Raw genomic sequence first — 26,599 nt, 5'->3', positions numbered from 1 at the left:
GCGGCTCCGGCCGCGACGGCACGCATCCCGAACCACTCCCGAGCGAGGAGTCCATGCGCACACCCCGTAGGACGTCCACCAGCGGCGCCGAGACGCCCCCCGGGTCTCTCCCGCGCGGTCGGCGCGCCCACGCCGGACCCCCGGCCGACGAGCGCGAGCAGGAGTACGACGGCACGGCGGGCGAGCAGCCCCCGCGCGCGACGCGGCGCCGCATACACCCGCGCACCATCCGGGCCAGGGTCGTCTGCCTGCTGATGGTGCCGGTCGTCTCGCTGCTGGCCCTGTGGGCCTACGCCACCGTCACCACCGCCCAGGACGTCTCCGGGCTGCGGCAGTTGCAGCGCGTCGACGAGGAGATCCGCACGCCCGTCGCCGAGGCCGTCGCCGCCCTGCAGGCCGAACGCACCGCCGCCGTGCGCTGCGCCACCGACCCCTCGCCCCGGCACAGGGACGACTACAAACAGCTCGCGGACCGCACCGACCGGGCCGTGGCCCGGCTGCGGCTCGGCGACGACAGCACCGTCGCCGACGGCACGGAACTCCCCGCGGACGTGTCCAGGCGGCTCAAGGCCTTCGTCACCGGCGCCGGAGAACTGAACACCCTGCGCAGCGCCGTACTGGACCACCGCACCGACTGGACGCGGGCGTACGGGGGTTACACGCGGACCATCGCCACCGCGTTCGCGGTGGACGGCGCGCTCGGCGGCATCCGATACGCCGACCTCGGCACCGACGCGCGCGTACTGCTCGAGTTCTCCCGCGCGGGCGAAGCCCTCGCCCAGGAGGACGCGATACTGGCCGGCGCGCACCGCGCCGACGGTCTCAGCGAGCCGGGACTGCGGCTGTTCACCGGAGCGGTGGACACCCGCAGGACCCTCACCGCGATCGCCGTCGCCGACCTGAACGGCACCGACCGCGACACCTGGCACACCCTCGCCCGCAGCAGCGCCTACCGGGCCGTCAACGCCGCCGAGGATCACGTCCTGGCCGGCACCCCCGGCCCGCTGAGGGCCACCGCGTCGCAGGACACCTGGAACACCGCACACGCACGCGTGCAGGCCGGCATGCGAGCCATCGAGTCCGGCGCCGGACGCGAGGTCGCCGGCCGGGCCGATCCGTTCACCCGCGGCCTGCTCACCCCGGCCGGCGCCGCCGTCCTCCTCGGCCTCGCCGCCGTCGCCGCCTCCCTCGTCATCTCCGTGCGCATCGGCCGCGGCCTCGTCGTCGAGCTGGTGAGCCTGCGCGACAGCGCCCTGGAGATCGCCCGGCGCGGCCTCCCCGAGGCGATGCGGAAGCTGCGCGCCGGCGAGGAGATCGACATCCGGTCCGAGGCCCCGCCCGGACCGCCCGCCGAGGACGAGGCCGGACAGGTCGCCGAGGCCCTCGGCATCGTGCACCGCGCCGCACTGCGGGCCGCCGTCGAGCGCGCCGAACTCGCCAGCGGCATCTCGGGCGTCTTCGTCAACCTCGCCCGCCGCAGCCAGGTCCTCGTCCACCGCCAGCTGACCCTGCTCGACAGCATGGAACGCCGCTCCGACGACCCGAACGAACTCAGCGACCTCTTCCGCCTCGACCACCTCACCACCAGGATGCGGCGGCACGCCGAGAGCCTGATCATCCTCTCCGGCGCGGCGCCCGGCCGGGCCTGGCGCACGCCGGTGTCGCTGACGGACGTGGTGCGCGCGGCCGTCTCCGAGGTCGAGGACTACGCGCGCGTGGAGGTACGGCAGCTCCCCGAGGCGTCCGTGGTGGGCACGGCCGTCGCCGACCTCACCCACCTGCTGGCCGAACTCGTCGAGAACGCCGCCCAGTTCTCCCCACCGCACACGCGCGTGCGCATCACGGGAGAACCCGTCGGCAACGGCTACGCCCTGGAGGTCGAGGACCGCGGCCTGGGCATGGGCAAGGAGACCCTGGCCGAGGCCAACGGGCGCATCGCCCAGTCCGAGACGCTCGACCTCTTCGACAGCGACCGCCTCGGCCTCTTCGTGGTCAGCAGGCTCGCGGCCCGCCACGGCGTCAAGGTGCAACTGAGCACCTCGCCCTACGGCGGTACGACCGCCGTCGTCCTGCTGCCGACCGCACTCCTGCACACCGAAGCGGCAAAACGTTCCCCCGGCGAGGTGGCCGGCCCGCGGCGGCCGGTGGCACGCGAGTACGCGCGCGTGCCCGGCGCCACCTTGCCCAAGGAGTCCGTGCACGCCCTCGCCGAGCGGCCGGCACTGTCGGCACCGGCCGCGGCGGAACCGGCGTCCGACCCCCCACCCCCTGGAGTGACCACCTTGCGCCCGCACCGTTCCGAGGACGACGTCGAAGCATCGGACGACCTGCCCCGCCGGGTGCGTCAGGCGAGCCTCGCCCCTCAGCTGCGCGGGCACCGCGGCGAGGAACCGGAACGGCGCCCCTCCGGCGCCCTCGCGGACGAACAGCGCACCCCGGAGGTCGTACGCGCACGCATGGCGGCCTACCGCGACGGCTGGGCGCGCGGCGGCGGAAGGCAACCGGGCCGCGGTGCCGGCCCAGATTTCACAGCGGGCAGCGACAGCAACGAAGGAGATCGCGCATGATCCAGGACCCGAGCACCAGAGCCGCCCAGCGGAGCGGCGAACTCGACTGGCTGCTGGACGACTTGGTGCTGCGCGTGGCCGAGGTGCGGCACGCCGTGGTGCTGTCCAACGACGGCCTCGCCGTGGGCGCGTCCACCGATCTGCGCCGTGAGGACGCGGAACACCTCGCCGCCGTCGCCTCCGGCTTCCACAGCCTGGCCAAGGGTGCGGGCCGGCACTTCGGGGCCGGCGGCGTGCGCCAGACCATGGTGGAGATGGACGACGCCTTCCTGTTCGTGGCCGCCGCGGGCGACGGCTCCTGCCTGACCGTGCTGACCGCCGTGACCGCCGACATCGGCCTGGTCGCCTACGAGATGGCACGCCTGGTCAAACGCGTCGGCGAGCACCTGTACACCCCGCCGCGCGCCGGCGCGCGGCCGCCCGCCGCAGGATGAGGCGCGAGGACGGTCCGCTCGAATGAACACCGACAGGACCGGCGTGGCGCAGCAACCGGGCAGCCAGTGGTTCGACGGCGAGGCGGGACCGCTCGTGCGCCCGTACGCCATGACGGGCGGACGTACCCGGCCCGGGCCGACCGGTGTCCGCTTCGACCTGATCGCCCTGGTCACCCTGGACCCCGGCACGCCCGGCGCGGCGGACGACGCCGCGCTCGGCCCGGAACACCGGACCTTGATCGACCTGTGCAGCACGGAGACCCAGTCGGTCGCCGAACTCGCCGCCGGCACCGACCTGCCCGTGGGCGTGGTCCGTGTCCTCCTCGGCGACCTGCTGGAGTCCGGCCGCGTGACCGTCAGCCGTCCCGTGCCACCCGCTCAGCTGCCCGACGAGCGGATTCTGCGCGAAGTGATCGAGGGGCTGCGAGCCCTTTAGGCGCACCCGAAACACCGAGAGAAGTGATCGATGATCTCCGAGCACCGCGAGTACTCCGAACACCCCCAGCAGTCCGAGCACCACGGACACTCCGACGCCCCGGACGGCGAGACGGCACCGCTCGCGTTGAAGATACTGGTCGCCGGCGGCTTCGGCGTGGGCAAGACCACCCTGGTCGGCGCGGTCAGCGAGATCAAGCCGCTGCGCACCGAGGAACTGCTCAGCGAGGTCGGTCAGTCGGTGGACGACACCGGCGGCGTGGACCAGAAGGTCACGACGACCGTCGCCATGGACTTCGGCCGCATCACCATCCGCTCCGGTCTGTCCCTCTACCTCTTCGGCACGCCGGGCCAGGACCGCTTCTGGTTCCTGTGGGACGAGTTGGCGCAAGGGGCGCTGGGCGCCGTGGTCCTCGCCGACACCCGCAGGCTCGACGACTGTTTCCCCGCGGTCGACTACTTCGAGCACCGGCACATCCCGTTCGTGGTGGCCGTCAACTGCTTCACCGGCGCCCGCAGGTACACGGACGAGGAGGTCTCGCGCGCCCTCGACCTGGACCCGGGGACGCCGGTGGTGCTCTGCGACGCCCGGGACCGCGCCTCGGGGAAGGAGGTGCTGATCCGGCTCGTCGAGTACGCCGGGCGGATGCACACCGCCCGGCTGCTCGACTCCGTCGGCTGACGTCCCACGCCGCCCTGTGGACGGTCAGCCGGAGACGGCCTTCTCCGCCAGCACCTTGTCGATCGTCATCCGCACGAGGAGTTCGCCGGGTACGCCGTTGCGGGCCCCGAACTCCTCCGCCCGCTCCTCGCCCATGTACCTCGCGCCGATACGGGTGGCCCAGTACCGCAGTTCCTCCGGGTCCTCCGAGATCCGGGCCCGGCCCCGCAGCACCACGTAGTCGTAGGGCGGCCGGTCGTCGTCCACGCACAGCGCGGCACGCCCGTCGCGGGTCAGATTCCGCCCCTTCACACTGGTCTTCGCGGTGTTGAACACGACGTCGTCCCCGTCCAGCACGAACCAGATCGGCGTCACGTGCGGGCTCCCGTCGGCCCGGACGGTCGAGAGTTTCGCGGTGCGGGTGCCGTACGAGACGAACGCCCGCCATTCCTCATCGGTCATCTTCTGTGCCATGCCCCCATCCTCCTTGCTCGCGGGCGTGGTGTGGGGAAGGCTGACGGGCAGATCCTCCGGCCAGGGGGAGTCGATACACGGGGAGTTTTCGACCATGGTGCAGAACCAGACACTTGGCTGGCTGCTGGACGATCTGACCGAGCGGGTGGAACAGGTGCGGCACGCCCTGGTCCTGTCCAACGACGGTCTGGTCACCGGCGCGAGCACGGGCCTCAGGCGCGAGGACGCCGAGCATCTCGCCGCGGTCTCGTCCGGACTCCACAGTCTGGCCAAGGGCTCGGGACGCCACTTCGGCGCGGGCGGAGTGCGCCAGACGATGGTGGAGTTCGACGACGCCGTGCTGTTCGTGACCGCGGCCGGTGCGGGCAGTTGTCTGTGCGTGCTCAGCGCGGCGGAGGCCGACATCGGTCAGATCGCCTACGAGATGACCCTGCTCGTCAACCGGGTCGGCGAACACCTCGACATCGAGGCCCGCCAGCCCGACCCGACCTCGGCAAAAGACTTCTGACCTGCGGTTTCCCTCTTTCCCGTGGAGTTATCCACAGGTCCGCCACACGATCCGCCGTAGCGGCTACGGTTTTTTTCCGAGGCCGCGCGGACGGCGCGGACCACCGACTCCACGGGGGAGACCAGTCATGCAGGGCAACATCGTCACGCCATCGACCCACACGGCCCGCACGACCTGTACGCCCAGCCGCGCGGCCAGGGAACTGGGCTTGAAACGAGGCGAGTTCGATCTCGCCGTGCACCTCGGACACATCAGGACCGTGCCCGACGAAGGCGGTGGCGGGCCGCGTGTCCCACGCGCCGAGATCGACCGGCTGCGGGCAGGGGAGGGCTCTCCCGAGAACCTGCGCACACGCGTCGAGACCATGGGCACCAAGGAGGGCGCCGGGCTGCTCGACGTACCGCCGGGCCGGTTCACGCGACTGGCCAGGCTCGGTGTCGTCGTGCCGGTCAAGTTCTACCTGAACCGTTATCGAGCGGTGGTGTGGCTCTATCTCGCCGAGGAACTGCGGCAGTTCGCGGCGGACGAGAACAACGCGCGTCTGCTGAGCGGGCGCACACCACCGGGACTGCGGGAACAGCTGAAGGAGGGCCTGGATGTCCGGGCGCGCAACTGGCGGGTACGGCAGCTGGGCTTCCTGCGGCGGCAGAGCGCGGGCCATCCGTGGGCGCAGGCGGCCGCCGTCGCCTCCCTGCTCGATCCGGCCCAGCTGGCGGAGATCGTGCCGGACCCGTACGAACGCGCCCACGTGAACCGGTTCCTGCCCAAAGTCACGACGTACGGCGCTCCGGACTCGCCCACCGCCCAGGTGGCGGCACGGATCCTGCGGGCCACCGACCCCGACGAGATCGCCTGGTACCGAGCCGACCTCGAACAGGCGGTGCGCGAGGCCAGGGCCGCCCAGCCCGCACCCCACCCGGCCGCGGTACACAGCCCCGCCGCGGCACACAGCCCGGCCCGACCACAGCGGCCGCCCGCCCCGCCGGCCGTGCCCGCCGTGCCGCGACAACACCCGCAGGCCGCGGAGGCCCGAAGGCCGCGCGGCCTGCTGGGCCGGCTCCGCCGCAGGCACGCGTGAGCTACAGCCGGCGGAACAGACCCTCCTGAACCACGGACACCAGCAGCCGGCCCTCCACGTCGTAGATCCGTCCGCGGGCCAGGCCCCTGCCGCCGACCGCGATCGGCGACTCCTGGTCGTACAGGAACCACTCGTCGGCGCGGAACGGCCGGTGGAACCACATGGCGTGGTCCAGCGACGCGATGTCGAAGCTGCGCGGCCCCCACAGGGGCTGGACCGGGATGCGGACGGCGTCCAGGAGGGTCATGTCGCTGGCGTAGGTCAACGCGCAGGTGTGCACGACCGGGTCGTCGCCGAGCGGCCCGACCGCGCGCATCCACACGGCGCTGCGCGGCTCGGCGTCCTCGACCTCCTCGGGCGTCCAGCGCAACCGGTCCACATAGCGGATGTCGAAGGGCTGGTGGCGGGACATCCGCTCCAACTGCTCGGGCAGCGTGCCGTGGTGCTCACGGATCTCCTCGGCGACCGTCGGCAGGGACTCCGGGTCCGGGACCTTGCGGGCCGGCGGCAGCTGGTGCTCGAAGGGCCCTTCCTCAGGTTTGTGAAAGGAGGCGGTGAGATTGAAGATCGTGCGGCCCTGCTGTACGGCGGTGACCCGGCGCGTGGTGAACGACCTGCCGTCCCGCACCCGTTCGACCTGGTACACGATCGGCACACCCGGCCGGCCCGGACGCAGGAAGTACGCGTGCAGGGAGTGCACGGGGCGTTCGCCGTCGGTGGTGCGGGCGGCGGCGACCAGCGCCTGGCCCGCCACCTGGCCACCGAAGACCCGCTGCAGGGACTCGTTCGGGCTCAGGCCACGGAAGATGTTGACCTCGATCTGCTCCAGATCGAGCAGGTCGACGAGTCTCTCGGCCGGGTTCGTCATGCGGGGGTCGCTCCTGGGCTCACAGCTGACCGACATCGGTGACACGGACGACGGCACGGCCCTCCGCGTCGGAGGCCGCGAGGTCGATCTCCGCGCTGATGCCCCAGTCGTGGTCGTCGTTCGGGTCGTCGAAGATCTGCCGGACGCGCCAGACGCCGTCCTTCGGCGCCTCCTCGATCACGAGCAGCTTCGGGCCGCGGGCGTCCGGACCGGTACCGAGGTCGTCGTACTCGTCCCAGTACTTGTCCATCGCCTCGCCCCACGCATCGGCGTCCCAGCCGTTCTCGCCGTCCATCTCGCCCAGTTCCTCGACCTGGTCGAGCGCGGCGAGCTCGACACGGCGGAACAGGGCGTTGCGGACCAGGACCCGGAAGGCGCGCGAATTGGCGGTGACCGGCTTGACCTCGTCGGCCTTCTCCTGGGCCTCCTCGGCGGTCATCTCCTCCGGGTTGGCCAGCTGCTCCCACTCGTCCAGCAGACTGGAGTCGACCTGGCGGACCATCTCGCCGAGCCACTCGATCAGGTCCTGCAGGTCCTCGGACTTCAGGTCGTCCGGGATGTTGTGGTCGAGGGTCTTGTAGGCGCTGGCCAGGTAGCGCAGCACGATGCCCTCGGTGCGGGCCAGCTCGTAGAAGGACACCAGCTCCGTGAAGGACATGGCCCGTTCGTACATGTCGCGGATGACGGACTTCGGCGACAGCGGGTGGTCGCCCACCCAGGGGTGGCTCTTGCGGTACGTGTTGTAGGCGTGGAAGAGCAGCTCCTCCAGGGGCTTGGGGTAGGAGATGTCCTGGAGGCGCTCCATGCGCTCCTCGTACTCCACGCCGTCCGCCTTCATCGCCGCCACGGCCTCGCCCTTGGCCTTGTTCAGCTGGGCGACGAGGATCTGCCGCGGGTCGTCCAGCGTCGACTCGACGACCGACACCATGTCCAGTGCGTAGGACGGGGAGTCCGGGTCGAGGAGCTCGAACGCGGCGAGCGCGAACGTGGACAGCGGCTGGTTGAGCGCGAAGTCCTGCTGCAGGTCGACGGTGAGGCGGACGATACGGCCGCTGGCGTCCGGCTTCTCGAGCTTCTCGACGATCCCGCCGTCCAGCAGCGAGCGGTAGATGGCGATCGCCCGCCGGATGTGCCGCAGCTGCTGCTTGCGCGGCTCGTGGTTGTCCTCCAGCAGGTGCCGCATGGCGTCGAAGGCGTTGCCCGGACGGGCGATGACCGACAGCAGCATCGTGTGCGTCACGCGGAAACGGGAGGTCAGCGGCTCCGGCTCGGAGGTGATGAGCTTCTCGAAGGTGTTCTCGGTCCAGCCGACGAAGCCCTCGGGCGCCTTCTTGCGGACGACCTTGCGCCGCTTCTTGGGGTCGTCACCGGCCTTCGCGAGGGCCTTCTCGTTCTCGATGACATGCTCGGGCCCCTGCGCGACGACGAAGCCCGCCGTGTCGAAGCCCGCCCGCCCGGCCCGGCCGGCGATCTGGTGGAACTCACGGGCGCGCAGGGTGCGCACCCGGCTGCCGTCGTACTTGGTCAGCGCCGTGAACAGCACTGTGCGGATGGGGACGTTGACGCCCACGCCCAGCGTGTCCGTGCCGCAGATGACCTTCAGCAGGCCGGCCTGGGCGAGCTTCTCCACCAGACGCCGGTACTTGGGCAGCATGCCGGCGTGGTGGACGCCGATGCCGTGCCGGACGTAGCGGGAGAGGTTGCGGCCGAACTTGGTGGTGAAGCGGAAGTTGCCGATCAGCTCGGCGATCTGCTCCTTCTCCTCCTTCGAGCACATGTTGATGCTCATCAGCGCCTGCGCCCGCTCCACCGCCTGCGCCTGGGTGAAGTGCACGATGTAGACCGGGGCCTGCCGGGTCTGCAGCAGATCGGTGAGGGTCTCGGTGAGCGGGGTGAGCCGGTACTCGTAGGAGAGGGGAACCGGGCGGGTCGCCGAGCGGACCACCGAGGTGGGGCGGCCGGTGCGGCGGGTGAGGTCCTTCTCGAAGAAGGAGACGTCGCCCAGCGTCGCCGACATCAGGATGAACTGCGCCTGCGGCAGCTCCAGGATCGGGATCTGCCAGGCCCAGCCGCGGTCGCCCTCCGCGTAGAAGTGGAACTCGTCCATGACGACCTGGCCGACGTCGGCGCCCTTGCCGTCACGCAGCGCGATCGACGCCAGGACCTCCGCGGTGCAGCAGATGACGGGGGCGTCGGCGTTGACGGAGGCGTCACCGGTGAGCATGCCCACGTTCTCGGTGCCGAAGAGTTTGCACAGCTCGAAGAACTTCTCCGAGACCAGCGCCTTGATCGGCGCCGTGTAGAAGGTGACCTCGTCACGGGCCAGGGCCGCGAAGTGGGCGCCCGCCGCGATCATGCTCTTGCCGGAACCGGTGGGTGTCGACACGATCACGTTCGCGCCGGAGACCACCTCGATCAGCGCCTCCTCCTGGTGGGGGTAGAGCGTCAGACCGCGCTCCTGGGCCCACGACTCGAAGGCTTCGTAGAGAGCGTCGGGGTCGGCGGTCGGCGGCAGCTGATCGATGAGTGTCACGCACCCATCTTGCCTGGCGTCCTGCTTCATCGGGGAATCGGCTGCGGCTGTGAAGATCACGAGCAGTACGCTGTGACGCCGACGGAGCGTCAGCGCACCCGGTCAACTGGACAGCGGCACACGAAGAATGGGGCGGGGAACGGCCATGATGGGACCAGCACACTCACTGTCGGGGGCCGCGGCCTGGCTCGGCGTCGGCGCGGCGGCCGCCGCGACCGGGCACACGATGCCCTGGCCGGTCCTGCTGGCAGGTGCCCTGATCTGCGCCGGAGCGGCTCTCGCCCCGGATCTGGACCACAAGGCGGCCACCATCTCCCGGTCCTTCGGGCCCCTGTCCCGCTGGGTGTGCGAGATCGTCGACAAGCTCTCCTACGCCGTCTACAAGGCGACCAGGAAGCAGGGCGACCCGCGCCGCTCCGGCGGTCATCGCACGCTCACCCACACCTGGCTCTGGGCGGTGCTGATCGGTGCGGGCTCGTCGGCGCTGGCCGTCAGCGGTGGGCGCTGGGCGGTGCTGGCCATCCTCTTCGTCCACATGGTGCTGGCCATCGAGGGCCTGCTGTGGCGGGCGGCGCGCGGCTCCAGCAGCGACGTGCTGGTCTGGCTGCTGGCCGCGACCAGCGCCTGGATCCTCGCCGGGATCCTGGACAAGCCGGGCAACGGTTCCCACTGGCTGTTCACCGAGCCGGGCCAGGCGTACCTGTGGCTGGGGCTGCCGATCGTGCTGGGCTCGATAGTGCACGACATCGGGGACGCGCTGACGGTCTCCGGCTGCCCGATCCTGTGGCCGATCCCGGTCGGCCGCAAGCGCTGGTACCCGATCGGCCCGCCGAAGTTCATGCGGTTCCGGGCGGGCAGCTGGGTCGAGCTGAGGGTGTTGATGCCCGTGTTCATGCTGCTCGGTGGGGTGGGCTGTGCGGCGGCCCTGAACTTCATCTGAGGCAGCGGGCCCCTCTGCGGGAGGGGCCGGTGGGGCGGGCGAGGCCGCGGGACTCAGCCGTCGGCGCCCTGGCCCTGAGCCGCCCCGCCGCCGTAGCGCCGCTCGAACTGGGCGATGCGGCCCTCCGAGTCCACGGTCCGCGCCTTGCCGGTGTAGAAGGGGTGGCTCTCGGAGGAGATCTCGACGTCCACCACGGGGTAGGTCTCGCCGTCGTCCCACTCGATGGTCTGTTCGCTGGTGGCGGTGGACCGGGTCAGGAAGGCGTAGCCCGCGGCGCGGTCGCGGAAGACCACCGCGTGGTAGTCGGGGTGCTTGTCCTGCTGCATACGTGCTCCTCGTGCGCAGTGGGGGCGGCGGACAGGTCAGCCGTAGAGGGAATCCTCGTCGACGATGTGCATCGCCGCCTCCTCGGCGGAGGCCGCCGCGCCGTCGATGCCCACGTCGGTGGCGATCAGGGCGCTCTCCTCGTCCTCGTGCGCCCCCTCGTCGGGGGCCACGAGGCGGCCGGAGCGCACGGCGCCGACCTCGTTGTCCAGCAGCTCCCCGTCCGTGCCGTCGACATCGCCGAGGCCGTCTCCGTCGGGCGCGACCAGGTCCGGAAGCTCCTCGGCCAGGCGTTCCTCCAGCGTCTCCCCGTGGTGCCGCTCGGCGGCCGTCACATCGGCGCGCTCCACCGCCCAGGGGCGTTCCGGAGGGGACCAGCCGCGGTCGAGGGGGTCGTCGACACCGTCGTACTCCAGGGTGTCCTCGGAGTCGAGCAGCCCGGTGTCCTCCCGCTGGTCGGATCCGTCGGGCTGGTAGACGTCGTCTCCCCATCCCTCGGCGCTGTTCACGGGATACCTCCAGGTGCTGGGGACGGGCCCGTTCCGGTCAGGCCCGGCGTCGGGCCGCCGGTGCGCGGAGCACAGGCCGTGCCCATGCGGACCGCGGGGTCCTCGGGACACTCCCCGAGCCGGTGCCGGTATCCAGACTTCCACTGTCGATCGGCACCGCGCAACGGCACGCCCCGAGCGGGCCGGACGGCACGGGCGCCGGGCCCGCGGATCACCTCCGTGCGGCGGCGCCCCGCGGCGCCCCCGCGCCGGCCGGCCCGCGAGGACGCCGGCCGGTGGTTCCGCGCCCTCACCGGGACCGCGCTTCGGCCCCTCGGTACCGGCCCGGGGCACGGTCCCGCGCTCTGCGGCCAGGGGTTCCGTACCTCCTCGGCCTCAGCGGCAGCGTCTGGCCCGGGGTTCCTTACCCCCTCGGCCTCACCCGTGCCAGGACCGCCACAGTGCCGCGTAGGCCCCCTGGGCGGCGACCAGCTCGTCGTGGCTGCCGAGCTCGCTGATGCGGCCGTTCTCGACGACGGCGATGACGTCCGCGTCGTGCGCGGTGTGCAGACGGTGGGCGATGGCGACCACCGTGCGGCCGTCGAGGACGCGGGCCAGGGAGCGCTCCAGGTGGCGGGCCGCGCGCGGGTCCAGCAGGGACGTCGCCTCGTCCAGGACCAGCGTGTGCGGGTCCGCCAGCACGAGGCGGGCCAGCGCGATCTGCTGGGCCTGGGCCGGGGTCAGCGTCAGGCCGCCGGAGCCGACCTCGGTGTCCAGGCCCTCGTCCAGGGCGCGGGCCCAGCCGTCCGCGTCGACCGCGCCGAGCGCCGCCCACAGCTCGGCGTCCTCGGCGTCCGTCCGGGCGAGCAGGAGGTTGTCGCGCAGGGAGCCCACGAAGACGTGGTGCTCCTGGTTGACGAGGGCCACGTGGGAGCGGACGCGTTCGGCGGGCATCCGGGACAGTTCCGCGCCGCCCAGGGCGACCTGCCCGGTCCGCGGGGCGTAGATCCCGGCGAGCAGCCGGCCCAGGGTGGACTTGCCGGCGCCCGAGGGGCCGACCAGCGCCAGACGGGTGCCGGGAGCGACGTCCAGGGACACGCGGCGCAGTACGTCCACGCCCTCGCGGTAGCCGAAGTGCACCTGGTCGGCGTGGAGGTCACGGCCGTCCGGGGCGAGCGCCTCGTCCCCGGCGTCCGGTTCGATGTCCCGGACCCCGACGAGGCGGGCCAGCGACACCTGGGCCACCTGGAGCTCGTCGTACCAGCGCAGGATGAGGTTCACCGGGTCGACGAGCATCTGCGCGATCAGCGCGCCCGTCGTCAGCTGGCCCACCCCGATCCAGCCCCGCAGGGCGAACCAGCCGCCGATCATGAGGACCGAGGCGAGGACCGTCACATGGGTGAGGTTGATGACCGGGAAGAGCACCGACCGCAGCCACAGGGTGTAGCGCTCCCAGGCGGTCCACTCGCGCACCCGGCGGTCCGACAGCTCGATCCTGCGGTCGCCGAGCCGGTGGGCCTCGACCGTGCGGCCGGCGTCGACCGTCTCGGCGAGGGCGGCGGCCACGGCGGCGTACCCGGCGGCCTCGGAGCGGTAGCCGTGCGGCGCCCGCTTGTAGTACCAGCGGCAGCCGATCACCAGCAGCGGCACGGCGACCAGCACGGCGGGCGCCAGCGGCGGCACCGTGACGACGAGGCCGCCGAGCAGCAGCACCGCCCACACCACGCCGATGGCCAGCTGCGGCACCGCCTCGCGCATCGCGTTGGCCAGCCGGTCGATGTCGGTGGTGATGCGGGAGAGCAGGTCGCCCGTGCCGGCCCGTTCCAGGACGCCCGGCGGCAGCCCGACGGAGCGCACCAGGAAGTCCTCGCGCAGGTCGGCCAGCATCCGCTCGCCGAGCATCGCCCCGCGCAGCCGCACCTGCCGCACGAACACGGCCTGCACGGCGAGCGCCAGCACGAACAGCGAGACGGTGAGGGGCAGATGGAGCTCCCGGGCACCCTCCGACACCCGCTCGACGAGGTCGCCCAGCAGCAACGGGCCGGCCAGCGAGGCCAGGACGGACGCGGTGTTGACGGCGATCAGGACCAGGAAGGCACGGCGGTGCCGGCGGAACAGCTCGGCCACGTAAGCGCGTACGGTCGCCGGGGCGCCGACGGGCAGGGTGTTCGCCGTGGTCGGGGCCGCCGGGTCGTAGGCCGGTGGCGCCACGCCGATCATGCTGTCTCCTCGATCTCTTCCAGTGCGTTCAGTTCCTCGAGCGCGCCGTTCAGGGCGGCCTCTTCGTCGGTCTCGCGGGTCACGACGGCCCGGTACCGGGGTTCGGTGTGCACCAGTTCGCGGTGCACGCCGATCGCCGCGACCTCGCCCTCGTGCACGAGCACGACCCGTTCCGCGCGGTCCAGCAGCAGCGGTGAGGAGGTGAAGACCACGGTCGTGCGTCCCTGCCGCAGGGCGCGCAGTCCTTCGGCGATCCGCGCCTCGGTGTGCGAGTCCACGGCCGAGGTCGGCTCGTCCAGGACCAGCACCTCGGGATCGGTGACGAGCGACCGGGCCAGGGCGAGCCGTTGGCGCTGGCCGCCGGACAGGGACCGTCCGCGTTCGGTGATCCGGATGTCCATCGGGTCCTCGGCGTTCAACGACCCCTGGGCCAGGGCCTCCAGGACGTCCGCGCACTGGGCGGCCGCCAGCGCGTCCCGCGCGGTGACGGCACCGGATGCGGGCACGTCCAGCAGCTCGCGCAGCGAACCGGACAGCAGCACCGGGTCCTTGTCCTGCACGAGCACGGCCGCGCGGGCGGTGTCCAGGGGCAGTTCGTCGAGGGGCACCCCGCCCAGCAGCACGGACGTGCCCGGCTCGGCGGGGTGTCCGCCCAGCCGTTCGGCGAGCAGTCCCGCCGCGTCCGGGTCGCCGCACACCACCGCGGTGAGCCGGCCGGCCGGGGCCAGCAGGCCGGTGGCGGGGTCGTACAGGTCACCGGCCGGTGCTTCGCGAGGGCGCGCACCGCCGCTGTCCGGATCGTCCGGGCGCGCGCCGCCGCTGTCGGGGTCGTCTGGCCGTGCGCCGCCGGTGCCGGGGTCGTCCTGCCGTGCGCCCTCCGAGTCCGTGGCCCGCTCCAGCGACAGCACCCGTGCCGCCCGTTTGGCCGACGGCCGCGAGAAGGAGTACGCCATCGCGATCTCCTCGAAGTGGCGCAAGGGATAGGTCAGGACCATCACCGAGCTGTAGACGGTGACCAGTTCGCCGATGGTGATGCGGCCCTGCCGGGCCAGGTGGACGCCGTACCAGACCACCGCGATCAGCAGCAGGCCCGGCAGCAGGACCTGGATCGCGGAGATCAGGGACCACATGCGGGCGCTGCGCACGGCGGCGTGGCGGACCTCCTGGGAGGCGCGGCGGTAGCGGTCGAGGAAGAGTTCCTCGCCGCCGATGCCGCGCAGCACGCGCAGTCCGGCGACGGTGTCCGAGGCCAGTTCGGTGGCCCGTCCGGCCTTCTCGCGCTGGACGTCGGCCCGCCGGGTGGCGCGGGGCAGCAGCGGCAGCACCGCCACCGCCAGCAGGGGCAGTCCGACGGCGACCACCACGCCGAGCGCGGGCTGGTAGACCAGCAGGGCGACGCAGACGATCACGACGGTCGTGGCAGCCGCGGTGAACCGGGAGACGGCCTCCACGAACCAGCCGATCTTCTCGACGTCGCCGGTGGACACGGCCACGACCTCGCCGGCCGCCACCCGCCGGGTCAGGGCCGAGCCGAGCACGGCGGCCTTGCGGGCGAGGAGTTGCTGGACACGGGCGGCGGCCGTGATCCAGTTGGTGACGGCGGCGCGGTGCAGGAAGGTGTCTCCCAGCGCGACGCACACGCCGACGAGCAGCAACAGCCCGCCCGTCAGGGCCAGTCGGCGACCGGAGCGGTCGACCACGGCCTGGACGGCGAAACCCACACAGAACGGCAGCGCGGAGACGGCCACGAAGTGCAGCAGCCCCCACGCCAGGGACTTGACCTGGCCGCCCAGTTGGTTGCGGCCCAGCCACCACAGGAACCGGGGACCCGAGCGCGCGTCCGGCACACCCGGATCGGGATAGGGGAGGTCTTGGATCTGCATGACGACTGTCGTCCCGGTGGCTCGTGTCAGGGGTGGACGGAAACCGCGTTCGGCGGCAGCAAACCGTGACAGGTTCGCCTCGCAGCGTGGTCAATGGCAAACGGTTTTCCGGCCGCCGTACAAAATGGGGCGATGCGAAGGAACGGTGCGCCGCGCGCGGCGATCGCGTTGACGGCCACGACAACACTGCTGGCCTTACTGGCGGCATGCGGCGACGGCCGGCACGGCGGCCCCTCACGGCAAGACGGTCGGACCGGCGCCGCGGGCAAGGCGGCCGACGCCCCCGCCCACCGCGGCATTCCGGGCGTCGGCGAGCGGCTGGCGCGGCGCATCCCCGCCGACGCCGGGCAGATCGTCGCCGTCTACGGAGAGGGCAGGGACTCGCCGGACTCGAAGGTCGTCCTGTACACGAAACGCGGCTCGGCCTGGCAGGAGACGCGCAGTTGGCCCGCGCACAACGGCAAGAGGGGCTGGACGGCCGATCACCACGAGGGCGACCGGCGCAGCCCCGTCGGCGTGTTCACGCTCACCGACGCTGGGGGCGTCCTGCCCGACCCCGGCGCCCGGCTGCCGTACACGCGGGACGCGTCCTTCGCGGCCCCGCGCTGGTGGGCCGAGTCGCACTGGCACGACTTCGACTACGTCATCGCCATCGACTACAACCGCGTCAAGGGCACCCCGCCGAACGACCCGTCCCGGCCCGAGGGCGATTCCAAGGGTGGCGGGATCTGGCTGCACATGGACCACGGAAGCGGTACGTCCGCCTGCGTCAGCCTGTCCCGGGCGGCGATGGAGTACCTGCTGCGGACGCTGGACCCGGACCGGCATCCGGTGGTGGTGATGGGGGACAGAACCGACCTGGAACGCTAGCCCCCGCGCCGGAGGCGTCATTGCCACAGGGTGCCGACTCGCCGTAGAACACCGGCCATGAAGAGACGGATCGTCATGTCCATGCTTGCCGGAGCGACCCTCCTGGCGAGCACCCTCCTCGGGGCCGCCCCGGCGCAGTCCGCCGACGTGCCCGCAGAGTTCGGCACCGACTGGCACGACCCGGTGACCGCGGCGCCGCCGATCGAGAAGCCGTCCGGCAGGTCCTGCCAAGTCACCCTGGCGGAGGCGCAGTTCCGGGACTTCACCCCCTACCGCGGCGCATATGCCCCGCCGAAGGGCTGCGGCGACCGCTGGAGCAAGGTGGTGCTGCGGCTCGACGGCAAGGTCAAGGGCCGGCAGTACGACCGGCTCGGCTATCTGCACGTCGGCGGCGTCGAGATCCTGCGCACCTCCACGCCGGAGCCCTCGCCCGACGGCATCGCGTGGTCCGTCGAGAAGGACGTCACGCGCTACAGCGACACCTTCCGCCACGAGCAGGACGTCGAGATGCTCATCGGGAACGTCGTCGACGACACCTACACGGGCGTGATCGACGTCAAGGTGACGCTCACCTTCTACGCCGGGAGACCGGCCGCCGCCCCCGACCGCGTCCTCACCCTCGGGGAGGGCGACACCCTCACCACCCCGCGCAACAGCGAACGCATCGTCGCCGAGGTGTACGCCACCGGATCGGGCGGCGGCTGCGAGGAGTTCTGGTATCTGGCGGTGTCGGACAAGGCGCCGTACTCCTGCCAGGCGGACGGCGGGCCCTACCGTGAGGTGCAGATCAAGGTGGACGGGCAACTGGCCGGAATCGCCGCGCCGTTCCCGCACGTGTGGACCGGCGGCTGGTCGAATCCCTTCCTCTGGTACGTCGTTCCGGGCCCGCGCGCCTTCGACGTCAAGCCGATCGAGTACGACCTCACCCCCTTCGCCGGGCTGCTGAACGACGGCCGGCCGCATCGCGTCGACGTCTCGGTCGTGGGCGTGCCCGAGGGGCAGAGCGGGTGGAGCGCGCCCGTCGACGTGCTCGTGTGGCAGGACGCGAAGAGCGACCGGGTGACCGGGAAGCTCACCGTGAACAAGGCCGGCGACCTCGCCAACTCCTCCACCTACACGGCCGGTTCGCCGGAGCGGGTGGACACCGACGCCGGCCACCGGCTGACCGTGTCCGGGTACGTGGACACCTCGCACGGCCGGGTCACCACCACCGTGAACCGCTCGCTCGCGAACACCTCGAAGCACGTGTGGACCGACGGCGAGAACACGGACACCCTCGACGCCACGTGGACGGACGAGGAGTCGGTCACCGTCGACGGCCGCGGCCCGGCCCGTACGACGGCCACGCACCGGACGTACACGATGGACGGCTCGATCACGATCGGCACGGACGACCGGCTGCGGACGGTGCTCTCGCTCGGTGACCGGGCCGTGGTCGCGGAGTCGGCCGGCGGCCGGCGGGCCGTCCGGTCGCGGCTCGACGACACCGTCTCCGGCGATGCCTCCTGGACGCTGAACGTGCCGCGCGACCAGCGCCATGCGGTCGGCACGACGAGCGAGCGGTACCGGCTGTACGGCTCCGGCGGCTGCTACGACCGGACTCTCACGGCCGTCCAGGGGGTGCTGACGGAGGACCGGAGCGGCTGCTGAGGTCTGGGTCGCATGTCGGCTGCGGGTGGTTCGTGGCTTGTCGCGCAGTTCCCCGCGCCCCTTTCAGGGGCGTGCACTGGTCCCACCTTCAGGGGCGCGGGGAACTGCGCGAGCGACCCCCACGCACCCGCGGCCGCCCGCTACCCGCAGTGCCCGCCCCCCTCTGGCGGCACCCCGTCCACCAGCGTGTCCAGCAGTCCGCCCAGGACCTCGCGCTGCTCCTCGGTCAGCGGCGCGAGGATCTCCTGCGCGGCCGCCCTCCGCGCGCCCCGCAGTTCGCGCAGCGCCTTGCGGCCGTCGTCCGTGAGCTCGATCCGAATGACCCGGCGATTCGTCGGGTCCGGTACCCGGCGCACCTTGCCGCCCGCCTCCAGGCCGTCGACCAGGGAGGTCACCGCCCGCGGAACGACCTCCAGGCGCTCGGCGAGATCCGCCATGCGCGGGGGTGCGCTGTAGTGCGCCAGGGTGCGCAGCAGCCGGGACTGGGCCGGGGTGACCCCCATGCCGCACTGTTCGATGTGCCGCTTCTGGATGCGGTGGACCCGGCGGGTGAAGCGCAGCAGCTGCTCGGCGAGCGGGCCGTCGGGATCGGGGGTGGTCATGGAGGGAACAATATCAGGATGCAGTTCATTGTGAGTATAGGTAACAATGAGCTAAGCTCCGTCAGTCTTCATCCTCACCGTTCAACCGTTCCCTCACCTCACGCAGGAGCCCATGCATCCCGATCGAGAACCCCGCTGGACACCGCCGGCCGACGCCAAGGAGCAACCCCGGCAGGTGCGCCGCATCCTGAACCTCTTCCGCCCCTACCGCGGACGCCTCGCGATCGTCGGCCTCCTGGTCGGCGCCTCGTCCCTCGTCTCCGTGGCCACGCCCTTCCTGCTGAAGGCGACCCTCGACGTCGCCATCCCGCAGGGCCGCACCGGCCTGCTCAGCCTGCTCGCGCTCGGCATGATCGTCAGCGCCGTGCTGACCAGCGTCTTCGGCGTGCTGCAGACCCTGATCTCCACGACCGTCGGCCAGCGCGTCATGCACGACCTGCGCACCTCGGTCTACGGCCGCCTGCAGCGCATGTCGCTGGCCTTCTTCACCCGTACGCGCACCGGTGAGGTGCAGTCCCGCATCGCCAACGACATCGGCGGCATGCAGGCGACCGTCACCTCGACCGCCACCTCCCTGGTCTCCAACGTCACCAGCGTGGTCGCCACGATCGTCGCGATGATCGCCCTCGACTGGCGTCTGACCCTCGTCTCCCTGCTGCTGCTCCCGGTTTTCGTCTGGATCAGCCGCCGCGTCGGCAACGAACGCAAGAAGATCACCACGCAGCGCCAGAAGCAGATGGCCGCGATGGCCGCCACGGTCACCGAGTCGCTGTCCGTCAGCGGCATCCTGCTCGGCCGCACCATGGGCCGCTCCGACTCGCTGACGCGGTCCTTCGCCGAGGAGTCCGAGGGTCTGGTCGACCTCGAAGTGCGCTCGAACATGGCCGGGCGCTGGCGTATGGCCGTCATCACGATCGTCATGGCCGCCATGCCGGCCGTCATCTACTGGACCGCGGGCATCGCGCTCCAGTCGGGCGGCCCCGACATCTCCATCGGCACGATCGTCGCCTTCGTCTCGCTCCAGCAGGGCCTGTTCCGGCCGTCCGTGAGCCTTCTGTCGACCGGCGTGCAGATCCAGAGCTCGCTCGCGCTCTTCCAGCGCATCTTCGAGTACCTGGACCTGCCCATCGACATCACCGAGCGCGACGAGCCGGTCCACCTCGACCGGATCAAGGGCGAGGTCCGCTTCGAGGACGTCGAGTTCCGCTACGACGACAAGGGCGCCCCCATCCTCGACGGCATCGACGTCACCGTCCCCGCCGGCAGCAGCCTCGCGGTCGTCGGCCCGACCGGCGCGGGGAAGTCGACGCTCGGCTATCTCGTCCCGCGCCTGTACGACGTCACCGGCGGCCGGGTCACCCTGGACGGCGTGGACGTCCGCGACCTCGACTTCGACACCCTGGCCCGCGCGGTCGGCGTCGTCTCCCAGGAGACGTACCTCTTCCACGCCTCCGTCGCGGACAACCTGCGCTTCGCCAAACCCGACGCCACCGACGAGGAGCTGCACGCGGCGGCCAAGGCGGCCCAGATCCACGAGCACATCGCGGCCCTGCCCGACGGCTATGACACGGTCGTCGGCGAGCGCGGCCACCGTTTCTCCGGTGGTGAGAAGCAGCGCCTGGCCATCGCCCGGACCATCCTGCGCGATCCGCCGGTCCTCATCCTCGACGAGGCGACCAGCGCCCTGGACACGCGCACCGAGGCGGCCGTCCAGGAGGCGATCGACGCCCTGTCCGCCAACCGCACCACGCTCACCATCGCCCACCGCCTGTCCACCGTCCGCGCCGCCGACCAGATCGTGGTCCTCGACTCCGGGCGGGTGGCCGAGCGGGGCACGCACGAGCAGCTGCTCGACCTCGACGGCCGCTACGCGGCGCTCGTACGCCGGGATGCCCAACTGGAACCGACAAGCTGAAGATATGCCGGGTTTGTGACGGTACGCGGGTTACCGTGCCCGCATGTACCTGAACACTCCGCCACGGAGAACGATTCGACTGACGCGCAGGGGCCGGCTCGCCCTCATCGCGACCGGAGCCGTCGTGGCCGGCACCGCCGTGGCGGTGCCGCTGCTGACCCCGGAGAACGAGAAGGACACCAAGCCGACATCCTTGGTGATCCCGGAGGGCTGGCGCGCGGGGCAGGTCTACGACGCCGTGGACAAGGCACTCGCCCTGCCTCCCGGCAGTACGAGGAACTCCCTGGCGAAGGCCAGGCTGAAGCTCCCGAACGACGCCGAGGGCAACCCGGAGGGCTACCTCTTCCCGGCGACGTACCCGCTGCAGGTGAGCGGGAAGAAGGCGACGCCGGAGGCCCTGCTGTCGTTCATGGTCGACACCGCCGACAAGAAGTTCAACGGCGCCCCGGTCGCGGCCGGTGCGCAGCGCAACGCGATGAACGTCTACCAGGCGGTCACCATCGCCAGCATCGTGCAGGCCGAGGCCGCCTCCAAGGCGGACATGGCCAAGGTGGCGCGGGTCATCTTCAACCGGCTGGAGCGCGGGATGCCGCTGCAGATGGACTCCACCATCAACTACGCGCTGAACCGCTCCACGCTTCGGACGAACGCCGGCGACACACGGATCGACAGCCCGTACAACTCCTACCAGCGCATGGGGCTGCCGCCCACGCCCATCGACAACCCGGGCGAGGACGCGATGCGCGCCGCGATCAACCCGGCACCGGGGGACTGGCTGTACTTCGTGACGGTCAAGCCCGGCGACACCCGCTTCACCGCCGACTTCGCCCAGCATCAGCGCAACGTGGCCGAGTTCAACGCCCTGCAGAAGAAGAGCGCGAGCCCGGCCAGGTGATGTCGGCGGCGGGTCAGGCGGCCATCGGCTCGTTCGACAGCAGCCGCCTGATGTCCCGTACGGCGGCGCGGCCGGCCCGGTTGGCGCCGATGGTGCTGGCCGACGGGCCGTAGCCGACGAGATGGATCCGGGGGTCGGCCACCGCGCGTGTGCCGTCGACGCGGATCCCGCCGCCGGGCTCGCGCAGCCGCAGCGGCGCCAGATGGTCGACGGCCGCCCGGAAGCCGGTGGCCCACACAATGACGTCCGCCTCGACGTGCCGTCCGTCGGCCCAGGTCACGCCGTCCGGCGTGATCCGGTCGAACATGGGCCGGCGGTCGAGGACCCCGTCCGCGATGCCCTGCCGGATCGCGTCGTTGAGGGGCAGTCCGGTCACCGAGACGACGCTGCGGGGCGGCAGCCCCTGGCGCACCCGTTCCTCCACGAGGGCGACGGCCGTGCGGCCCACCTCCTCGGTGAACGGGCCCTCCCGGAAGACGGGCGGGCGCCGGGTGACCCAGGTGGTGGCGGCCGCGTGACCGGCGATCTCCAACAGATGCTGGGTGCCCGAGGCCCCGCCGCCCACCACGATGACCCGCCGGCCCGCGAACCACTCGGGGCCGGGGTACTGCGCGGTGTGCAACTGCCGCCCCAGGAAGGTCTCCTGGCCGGGATAGCGCGGCCAGAACGGCCGGTCCCAGGTGCCGGTGGCGTTGATCAGCGCCCGGGTGGACCAGGTGCCGTCCGAGGTCTCGACGAGCAGCCGGCCGCCGTCCCCCTCGCGCACGGCCCGCACGTCGACGGGCCGGTGCACCGGCAGGTCGAAGCGGCGCTCGTAGGCCGCGAAGTACGCGGAGATCACCTCGGCGGACGGCCGCGCCGGATCGGCGTCCGTCAGCTCCATGCCGGGCAGCGAGTGCATCCCGTGGACCTTGCCGTAGGTCAGCGACGGCCAGCGGAACTGCCAGGCCCCGCCCGGCCCGGGGGAGTGGTCGAGGACGACGAAGTCCCGCTCCGGCACGAAGCCGGTGCGGCGCAGGTGGTAGGCGCTGGACAGACCGGCCTGACCGGCGCCGGTGACGACGACCTCGACCTCGCGCATGTTGTTCACATTTCTACTAACCGAGGGGGCGGCACGGATCTTCCCCCGACCGCACTCGGGCGCGCGGGGCTGTGCATGGGCCAGGATGGGGGCATGTCAGATGCCTTCACCACCCGAGTCCTGAACATCACCACCGGCTCCACGGAGAGGGTGGTCGACCTGACCCGAGACTGCGAGGCCTTCCTGCGCGAGGTGGCCCCCGGCCGCGACGGCCTGCTGAACCTCTTCGTGCCCCACGCGACCGCCGGCATCGCGATCATCGAGACGGGCGCCGGCAGCGACGACGACCTGCTCGCCGCCCTGCACACCATCCTCCCGGCCGACGACCGCTGGCAGCACCGGCACGGCAGCCCCGGCCACGGCCGCGACCACGTCCTGCCCGCCTTCGTACCGCCCCACGCGACGCTGCCCGTGGTCGACGGCGGGCTGGAGTTGGGGACCTGGCAGTCGGTGTGCCTGGTGGACACCAACAGGGACAACGCCGACCGGAAGGTGCGCCTCACCTTCCTCGCGGGTTCCTGACGGACGCGGGCGGCGCCGTCACCGGAGGGTAAGCTGGCCGCGGAAGTTCTCCGGCACCGGGGCGAACCGCAGCGCCATCGTGATCTCGTCCGGCCTGCGGGCCGTCAGACGGTAGCGCGTGCACAGCAGATGACACAGGGCCATCAGCTGGAACGTGCCGACGTTGGCGCCCACGCACTTCTTCGGCGCCCAGCCGAACGGCACGTAACTCGTGCGGTCCGCCGGTCCGTGCGGGGCGCCGGGCAGGAAGCGGTCCGGATCGAAGACGTCGGGCTGCTTCCAGACCCGTTCGTCGCGGTGGATGAGGTGCGGGCTCAGCAGGTACCACTGCCCCGGCTCCAGCCGGGCCCCGCCCAGGTCGAACGCGTACGTGGAGCGCCGCACCAGCAGCAACGGCGGGCTCCACAGCCGCAGCACCTCCTTCACGAACCGGTGGGTCACCGGAGCCACCCTGGTGGGCGCCGCGTGGAACTCCACCGGATCGACGGCGCACAGTTCGTCCGCGAGCCGGCGCTGCCACTCGGGGTGCCGTACGAACTCGTACACCAGGCTCGCCGCCGCGGTGCCGGGCGGGCCGCCGATCGCGGTCAGGACGGTGGTCACCACGTCCAGCGCGCGGTCCATTCCGAGTTCCGGCAGCAGGTCCACGAAGGGGTCGGCGAGATCCGGCTCGCGGTCGCGCCGGCCGTCGGCGCGCTGGCGCAGGACCCGCCGCACCACCAGGCCCGCACGGATCTGCACCACGATGTGCCGCAGATGGTGCAAGGGACCGCCGGGCTCGGGCGAGACCAGCCGCGACAGCTTCATCTCCAGGTCCCGGCGGACCAGTTCCTCCTCGGCGCAGGTGAGACCGTCGAGCGCGAGAGGCAGCAGCGAGCGCAGGGTCACGTCCTGCATCAGCATGGTCAGGTCCACGTCCTCCCCGAGCCGCTCGTCCATGACCTCTTCCATGCGCTCGACCAGCCGGCCCTGGTGCTCGGCCGTCGCGAGGGCGTGCAGGCGGGTCATCCAGGTCGAGCGGACCCGGCTCCACAGGATCTCGGGGCTGCGCCGCCGGCGCACCAGGTCGACCAGGCGGTCGTGCATGACGTACCGGTGCCAGTTCGTGGCGCTGACCCGGCGCGCCGCCTCCGGCTCGAACACGCCGAGCCGCTGGTCGTCGACCCAGAAGATCCCGTCCTCCCGGGCGCTGCGGCGCCTGATGGAGTGCAGGAAGTCCTCGGGGTGCTGCGGGGTGGTCATCGTGAGCGTTCCCCTCGTGGGGCGCGGGGAGCCGACCCTGGGGCGCCTCCCCGCGCAGGGCCGGTCAGATGTGGTGGTACAGGTACCAGAAGTGCGAGTAGACCTTGCGGACGTTGAGGACCGACTTGGTCTTGGAGTACAGCGCGCGCATGCGGGTTCACCTCCTTCCGGGGCAGCCGTCGGGACGGCTCAGCGTCGCGGTGAACCGCGGCGGAGCCAGCGCCGGACCCACCTGAGGGGCGGCGCCGTCATGAGGGGTGACCGACAGACGCCAGTCACGGGAGAGCAGGCCCACGAGGTCCTCCAGCAGCCGTACGGTCACGGTCGCGCCCGCGCAGGTGTGCGGACCGTGCCCGAACGGCAGGTACGCGGCGTCGGGCACCGCCGTCGCCCAGCGCTGCGGGACGAACTCGTCGGGCCGGTCCCAGTGCCCGGGATGCCGGTGCACCAGGTAGCTGCACACCACGAGCCGGTCCCGGGGTGTCACCCGCGTCCCGCCCAGCTCCTGCACCCGGCTCGGCGTGCGGGCGAACAGCCACGCCACCGGCCACAGCCGCAGCGCCTCGCGCACCGTCCAGCTCGGGTCCGCCGCGACGCGGTCCGGATGGGTGCCCATCAGGAGGACGGACCAGCCCAGCGCGAACCCGACCGACCCGACCACGGCGAACAGGAACGACAGGTAGATCTCGACGAGTTCCCGCGGATCGGCCGCCGGGCCGCCCCCGCCGACCACCACGTCGATGAGGTCGCGCGGTGCGCAGGGGCCGTCGAGCCGGTCCTGCCGGACCTGTACTTCCCGGCGCAGGGCTCGCAGGGCGCGGCGGCGGAACAGCAGCCGGGACGGGGCCGGGTGGCGCCGGCGCGCGCCCGCCAGTACCGCGCGGGCGACGATCGCCTCCACCGTCGTGCGCAGGTCGGCCGGCGCGTCCCGGTGCAGCAGCACCTCGCGCAGGTGCGACAGGACCAGCAGGTTTCCGGCGTCCGGCCATTCGCTGTGCGGGGCGAGCCGCTCGGCGATCAGACGGTCCAACTCGTGCCGGTGGGCGCTGAGGTGATTGCGTATCAGGTCGCGTGCCGCGCGTCCGATTTCGACCTGCGCGGAACGCGGACCGAAGACGCCGTGCCGGTGGTGGAAGAAGTCGGAGGTCTCCGCCACGGTGCCGTGCCGATTGCCCATCACCGCCCGGACCGCCTCGGGATCGACCACGCACACCTCGCCGCCGGCCGAGCGCCACACGCCGTTCACGCCGTTCAGGCCGTTCACGCTGTCGAACTCGGCCCTGATGCGGGCCAGCGGGTCGGTGCGGCGGTCGAGCGGACGCCCCGCACCGCGCACCGCGTGGGTCGGCGAAGACTTCATCGTGGTCCCCCGTAGGTCGTGGTTCGGATCGCGGTCGTCCCGTGCAGGCGCTCGGCCTTCGGTGTGACGGGGACAGCCTGCTGGGCCGATGCCGGCCTGTCGCCCGCTGTGCCGCTGAGCGGAACGGCGGGACGCTGCGCCCGTGCCCCCGCCCCTGCCCGCCCGTTCCGCTCAGCGCCGGCGTCCGAGGGCCGCCGTGACCGCCGACGCCGCCCGGCGGGCCGTCTCCGCGAGGCGTTCCAGGCGGTGGTCCGGACCGGTCAGGACGCCCAGGGCCGCCACCGGTACGCCGCCGGCCGCGAACACCGGTGCGGCGGCGCAGCACACGCCCTCCAGGACCTCCTCGCGGTCGTAGGCGACGCCGGAGTCCCGGATGCGGGCGGCTTCGTCCGGCCAGGTCCGGGGCAGCGGACCGAGCGGCAGTCCGGGCTCCGCCCAGGCGGCGAGGACCTTGCCGGTCGCCGTGGACCAGGGCCAGATCCGCCGGTCGTCCGGGACCGGCCGGGACAGGTCGGTGGTGGTCCGGTCGAGGATCAGCGTCTGCCCCTCGTACAGCACGGCCAGGGTGGCGGTCGTGCCGGTGGCGGCGGCCAGCCGGCGCAACGGCCGCTGCGCTGCGGCGCGCAAGCCCGGGTGCGGCTGCCAGTCCTGGCCCAGACGGAACATGCCGGGTCCGATGCGGTAGCGGCCGGCACGGCGTTCGACAGCCCCCAGCTCCACGAGTTGGTCGAGCAGCCGGTACGCGGTCGTCTTGGGCAGACCGCACGCCGAGGCCAGGGTGGTCACGCCCGCGTCCTCCCGGTGATGCAGGGCGTCGAGCAGGGCGAAGGCGCCCTCCAGCACACCGCGTCCGGCCGTCGCGGACAGCGGTCCGGCCAGGTCGGGCGAGGGTGCCGGGGCGGGCGGCCCGGTCCGAGGAGGTGTCGCGGCGGTCGCGGTGGCCGTGGTCGATCGATGCACGTGTCTACCCCCGTGTTCACGTGTGAGCCCCGTGTGGTGCCGGTGTGGTGCGTGGTCGCGCGTGCGCCGCGCCGTCGTCCGGAGCGGCG

Annotated in this window: 25 protein-coding genes; 12 read left to right on the top strand and 13 right to left on the bottom strand. The window is 72.2% G+C overall.

Going from position 1 to position 26,599, the window contains the following annotated elements:
- The first annotated feature begins 53 nt into the window (after positions 1-53).
- Genes M8J74_RS16555 through M8J74_RS16540 form a run of 4 tightly spaced genes read left to right on the top strand, consistent with a single transcriptional unit; the run spans position 54 to position 4,118 of the window.
- A complete protein-coding gene (locus M8J74_RS16555) occupies positions 54-2,567 on the top strand; it encodes a sensor histidine kinase (protein ID WP_249837140.1) in 2,514 nt (837 codons plus the stop codon).
- Positions 2,564-3,001, top strand: a complete 438-nt coding sequence (locus tag M8J74_RS16550; RefSeq protein ID WP_249837139.1) for a roadblock/LC7 domain-containing protein — start codon at positions 2,564-2,566, stop codon at positions 2,999-3,001. The genes M8J74_RS16555 and M8J74_RS16550 overlap by 4 nt, the downstream gene beginning before the upstream one ends.
- Positions 3,002-3,023: 22 nt before the next feature.
- Positions 3,024-3,437 carry a DUF742 domain-containing protein gene (locus M8J74_RS16545; protein ID WP_249837138.1) on the top strand — a complete coding sequence of 138 codons (414 nt, stop codon included), beginning with the start codon at positions 3,024-3,026 and terminating at the stop codon, positions 3,435-3,437.
- A 30-nt stretch (positions 3,438-3,467) separates the two neighbouring features.
- On the top strand, positions 3,468-4,118 hold the full coding sequence (locus tag M8J74_RS16540; protein ID WP_249837137.1) for a GTP-binding protein: 651 nt from the start codon (positions 3,468-3,470) through the stop codon (positions 4,116-4,118).
- Between the two features lie 24 nt (positions 4,119-4,142).
- Here the strand turns inward: M8J74_RS16540 and M8J74_RS16535 are convergent, their stop codons facing one another.
- Positions 4,143-4,571 (bottom strand): PPOX class F420-dependent oxidoreductase, encoded by a 429-nt coding sequence (locus tag M8J74_RS16535; protein ID WP_249837136.1) that lies wholly within the window; start codon positions 4,569-4,571, stop codon positions 4,143-4,145.
- 94 nt (positions 4,572-4,665) lie between these two features.
- On the opposite strand from M8J74_RS16535, the gene M8J74_RS16530 reads away from it, so the two are divergent.
- Together M8J74_RS16530 and M8J74_RS16525 are read left to right on the top strand one after the other, a co-directional pair.
- Positions 4,666-5,079, top strand: a complete 414-nt coding sequence (locus tag M8J74_RS16530; protein ID WP_249837135.1) for a roadblock/LC7 domain-containing protein — start codon at positions 4,666-4,668, stop codon at positions 5,077-5,079.
- 127 nt (positions 5,080-5,206) lie between these two features.
- Entirely contained in the window at positions 5,207-6,157 is a 951-nt protein-coding gene (locus M8J74_RS16525) for a DUF6397 family protein (RefSeq protein WP_249837134.1), read from the top strand.
- Between the two features lies 1 nt (position 6,158).
- On the opposite strand, the gene M8J74_RS16520 is transcribed toward M8J74_RS16525, so the two are convergent.
- Both M8J74_RS16520 and M8J74_RS16515 read right to left on the bottom strand, forming a co-directional pair.
- Positions 6,159-7,025 (bottom strand): acyl-CoA thioesterase, encoded by an 867-nt coding sequence (locus M8J74_RS16520; protein WP_058926812.1) that lies wholly within the window; start codon positions 7,023-7,025, stop codon positions 6,159-6,161.
- Positions 7,026-7,044: 19 nt separating this feature from the next.
- Positions 7,045-9,558, bottom strand: coding sequence for a DEAD/DEAH box helicase (locus tag M8J74_RS16515; RefSeq protein WP_249837133.1), 2,514 nt, complete (start codon positions 9,556-9,558; stop codon positions 7,045-7,047).
- Between the two features lie 145 nt (positions 9,559-9,703).
- On the opposite strand from M8J74_RS16515, the gene M8J74_RS16510 reads away from it, so the two are divergent.
- Positions 9,704-10,498: a metal-dependent hydrolase gene (locus tag M8J74_RS16510; RefSeq protein WP_058926814.1), complete on the top strand. Its 795-nt coding sequence runs from the start codon at positions 9,704-9,706 to the stop codon at positions 10,496-10,498.
- A 53-nt stretch (positions 10,499-10,551) separates the two neighbouring features.
- Here M8J74_RS16510 and M8J74_RS16505 read toward each other — a convergent pair whose 3' ends face one another.
- The 4 genes from M8J74_RS16505 to M8J74_RS16490 form a co-directional block, all read right to left on the bottom strand.
- Positions 10,552-10,824, bottom strand: a complete 273-nt coding sequence (locus M8J74_RS16505; RefSeq protein WP_249837132.1) for a type B 50S ribosomal protein L31 — start codon at positions 10,822-10,824, stop codon at positions 10,552-10,554.
- Between the two features lie 36 nt (positions 10,825-10,860).
- A complete protein-coding gene (locus M8J74_RS16500; RefSeq protein ID WP_249837131.1) occupies positions 10,861-11,331 on the bottom strand; it encodes a DUF5709 domain-containing protein in 471 nt (156 codons plus the stop codon).
- A gap of 417 nt (positions 11,332-11,748) precedes the next feature.
- Positions 11,749-13,530: an ABC transporter ATP-binding protein gene (locus M8J74_RS16495; protein WP_249837130.1), complete on the bottom strand. Its 1,782-nt coding sequence runs from the start codon at positions 13,528-13,530 to the stop codon at positions 11,749-11,751.
- On the bottom strand, positions 13,527-15,413 hold the full coding sequence (locus tag M8J74_RS16490; protein WP_249837129.1) for an ABC transporter transmembrane domain-containing protein: 1,887 nt from the start codon (positions 15,411-15,413) through the stop codon (positions 13,527-13,529). Before M8J74_RS16490 ends, M8J74_RS16495 begins: the two co-directional genes overlap by 4 nt.
- A gap of 132 nt (positions 15,414-15,545) precedes the next feature.
- Between M8J74_RS16490 and M8J74_RS16485 the strand changes: the two genes are divergently transcribed.
- Together M8J74_RS16485 and M8J74_RS16480 are read left to right on the top strand one after the other, a co-directional pair.
- A complete protein-coding gene (locus M8J74_RS16485) occupies positions 15,546-16,283 on the top strand; it encodes a L,D-transpeptidase family protein (RefSeq protein WP_249837128.1) in 738 nt (245 codons plus the stop codon).
- Positions 16,284-16,340: 57 nt separating this feature from the next.
- Complete coding sequence (locus M8J74_RS16480) at positions 16,341-17,933, top strand: peptide-N4-asparagine amidase (RefSeq protein WP_249837127.1); 1,593 nt, start codon at positions 16,341-16,343, stop codon at positions 17,931-17,933.
- Between the two features lie 140 nt (positions 17,934-18,073).
- Here the strand turns inward: M8J74_RS16480 and M8J74_RS16475 are convergent, their stop codons facing one another.
- Positions 18,074-18,535, bottom strand: a complete 462-nt coding sequence (locus M8J74_RS16475; protein ID WP_249837126.1) for a MarR family winged helix-turn-helix transcriptional regulator — start codon at positions 18,533-18,535, stop codon at positions 18,074-18,076.
- 112 nt (positions 18,536-18,647) lie between these two features.
- Between M8J74_RS16475 and M8J74_RS16470 the strand changes: the two genes are divergently transcribed.
- On the top strand, positions 18,648-20,450 hold the full coding sequence (locus M8J74_RS16470; RefSeq protein WP_249837125.1) for an ABC transporter ATP-binding protein: 1,803 nt from the start codon (positions 18,648-18,650) through the stop codon (positions 20,448-20,450).
- A 43-nt stretch (positions 20,451-20,493) separates the two neighbouring features.
- A complete protein-coding gene (mltG, locus tag M8J74_RS16465) occupies positions 20,494-21,345 on the top strand; it encodes an endolytic transglycosylase MltG (protein WP_249837124.1) in 852 nt (283 codons plus the stop codon).
- 13 nt (positions 21,346-21,358) lie between these two features.
- On the opposite strand, the gene M8J74_RS16460 is transcribed toward mltG, so the two are convergent.
- Positions 21,359-22,435 carry an NAD(P)-binding domain-containing protein gene (locus M8J74_RS16460; protein ID WP_249837123.1) on the bottom strand — a complete coding sequence of 359 codons (1,077 nt, stop codon included), beginning with the start codon at positions 22,433-22,435 and terminating at the stop codon, positions 21,359-21,361.
- 84 nt (positions 22,436-22,519) lie between these two features.
- Here M8J74_RS16460 and M8J74_RS16455 point away from each other — a divergent pair, with 84 nt between their 5' ends.
- Positions 22,520-22,948 carry a YjbQ family protein gene (locus M8J74_RS16455; RefSeq protein WP_249837122.1) on the top strand — a complete coding sequence of 143 codons (429 nt, stop codon included), beginning with the start codon at positions 22,520-22,522 and terminating at the stop codon, positions 22,946-22,948.
- A gap of 18 nt (positions 22,949-22,966) precedes the next feature.
- Here M8J74_RS16455 and M8J74_RS16450 read toward each other — a convergent pair whose 3' ends face one another.
- From M8J74_RS16450 to M8J74_RS16440, 4 genes are all read right to left on the bottom strand, one after another.
- Positions 22,967-24,190 (bottom strand): cytochrome P450, encoded by a 1,224-nt coding sequence (locus M8J74_RS16450; protein ID WP_249837121.1) that lies wholly within the window; start codon positions 24,188-24,190, stop codon positions 22,967-22,969.
- A 64-nt stretch (positions 24,191-24,254) separates the two neighbouring features.
- Positions 24,255-24,341, bottom strand: coding sequence for a hyalucidin A family RiPP precursor (locus M8J74_RS45205; protein WP_505016704.1), 87 nt, complete (start codon positions 24,339-24,341; stop codon positions 24,255-24,257).
- 6 nt (positions 24,342-24,347) lie between these two features.
- A complete protein-coding gene (locus M8J74_RS16445; RefSeq protein WP_249837120.1) occupies positions 24,348-25,550 on the bottom strand; it encodes a cytochrome P450 in 1,203 nt (400 codons plus the stop codon).
- Between the two features lie 171 nt (positions 25,551-25,721).
- A complete protein-coding gene (locus tag M8J74_RS16440; protein WP_249837119.1) occupies positions 25,722-26,510 on the bottom strand; it encodes an IclR family transcriptional regulator in 789 nt (262 codons plus the stop codon).
- Between the last annotated feature and the right edge of the window lie 89 nt (positions 26,511-26,599).

This window comes from Streptomyces panaciradicis, assembly GCF_023516615.1.
In the GTDB taxonomy this organism is placed as follows: Bacteria; Actinomycetota; Actinomycetes; order Streptomycetales; family Streptomycetaceae; genus Streptomyces; species Streptomyces panaciradicis.
This window is presented reverse-complemented; position numbering and strand designations above follow the sequence as displayed.

Bases quoted from the DNA above. Each gene is read 5' to 3' on its own strand.
- M8J74_RS45205 (WP_505016704.1), bottom strand. From the start codon at position 24,341: ATGCGCGCGCTGTACTCCAAGACCAAGTCGGTCCTCAACGTCCGCAAG.
- M8J74_RS16470 (WP_249837125.1), top strand. From the start codon at position 18,648: ATGCATCCCGATCGAGAACCCCGCTGGACACCGCCGGCCGACGCCAAG.
- M8J74_RS16545 (WP_249837138.1), top strand. From the start codon at position 3,024: ATGAACACCGACAGGACCGGCGTGGCGCAGCAACCGGGCAGCCAGTGG.
- M8J74_RS16555 (WP_249837140.1), top strand. From the start codon at position 54: ATGCGCACACCCCGTAGGACGTCCACCAGCGGCGCCGAGACGCCCCCC.
- M8J74_RS16490 (WP_249837129.1), bottom strand. From the start codon at position 15,413: ATGCAGATCCAAGACCTCCCCTATCCCGATCCGGGTGTGCCGGACGCG.
- M8J74_RS16505 (WP_249837132.1), bottom strand. From the start codon at position 10,824: ATGCAGCAGGACAAGCACCCCGACTACCACGCGGTGGTCTTCCGCGAC.
- M8J74_RS16450 (WP_249837121.1), bottom strand. From the start codon at position 24,190: ATGACCACCCCGCAGCACCCCGAGGACTTCCTGCACTCCATCAGGCGC.
- M8J74_RS16550 (WP_249837139.1), top strand. From the start codon at position 2,564: ATGATCCAGGACCCGAGCACCAGAGCCGCCCAGCGGAGCGGCGAACTC.
- M8J74_RS16455 (WP_249837122.1), top strand. From the start codon at position 22,520: ATGTCAGATGCCTTCACCACCCGAGTCCTGAACATCACCACCGGCTCC.
- M8J74_RS16530 (WP_249837135.1), top strand. From the start codon at position 4,666: ATGGTGCAGAACCAGACACTTGGCTGGCTGCTGGACGATCTGACCGAG.
- M8J74_RS16480 (WP_249837127.1), top strand. From the start codon at position 16,341: ATGAAGAGACGGATCGTCATGTCCATGCTTGCCGGAGCGACCCTCCTG.
- M8J74_RS16520 (WP_058926812.1), bottom strand. From the start codon at position 7,025: ATGACGAACCCGGCCGAGAGACTCGTCGACCTGCTCGATCTGGAGCAG.
- M8J74_RS16535 (WP_249837136.1), bottom strand. From the start codon at position 4,571: ATGGCACAGAAGATGACCGATGAGGAATGGCGGGCGTTCGTCTCGTAC.
- M8J74_RS16445 (WP_249837120.1), bottom strand. From the start codon at position 25,550: ATGAAGTCTTCGCCGACCCACGCGGTGCGCGGTGCGGGGCGTCCGCTC.
- M8J74_RS16510 (WP_058926814.1), top strand. From the start codon at position 9,704: ATGATGGGACCAGCACACTCACTGTCGGGGGCCGCGGCCTGGCTCGGC.
- M8J74_RS16540 (WP_249837137.1), top strand. From the start codon at position 3,468: ATGATCTCCGAGCACCGCGAGTACTCCGAACACCCCCAGCAGTCCGAG.
- mltG (WP_249837124.1), top strand. From the start codon at position 20,494: ATGTACCTGAACACTCCGCCACGGAGAACGATTCGACTGACGCGCAGG.
- M8J74_RS16495 (WP_249837130.1), bottom strand. From the start codon at position 13,530: ATGATCGGCGTGGCGCCACCGGCCTACGACCCGGCGGCCCCGACCACG.
- M8J74_RS16525 (WP_249837134.1), top strand. From the start codon at position 5,207: ATGCAGGGCAACATCGTCACGCCATCGACCCACACGGCCCGCACGACC.
- M8J74_RS16475 (WP_249837126.1), bottom strand. From the start codon at position 18,535: ATGACCACCCCCGATCCCGACGGCCCGCTCGCCGAGCAGCTGCTGCGC.
- M8J74_RS16485 (WP_249837128.1), top strand. From the start codon at position 15,546: ATGCGAAGGAACGGTGCGCCGCGCGCGGCGATCGCGTTGACGGCCACG.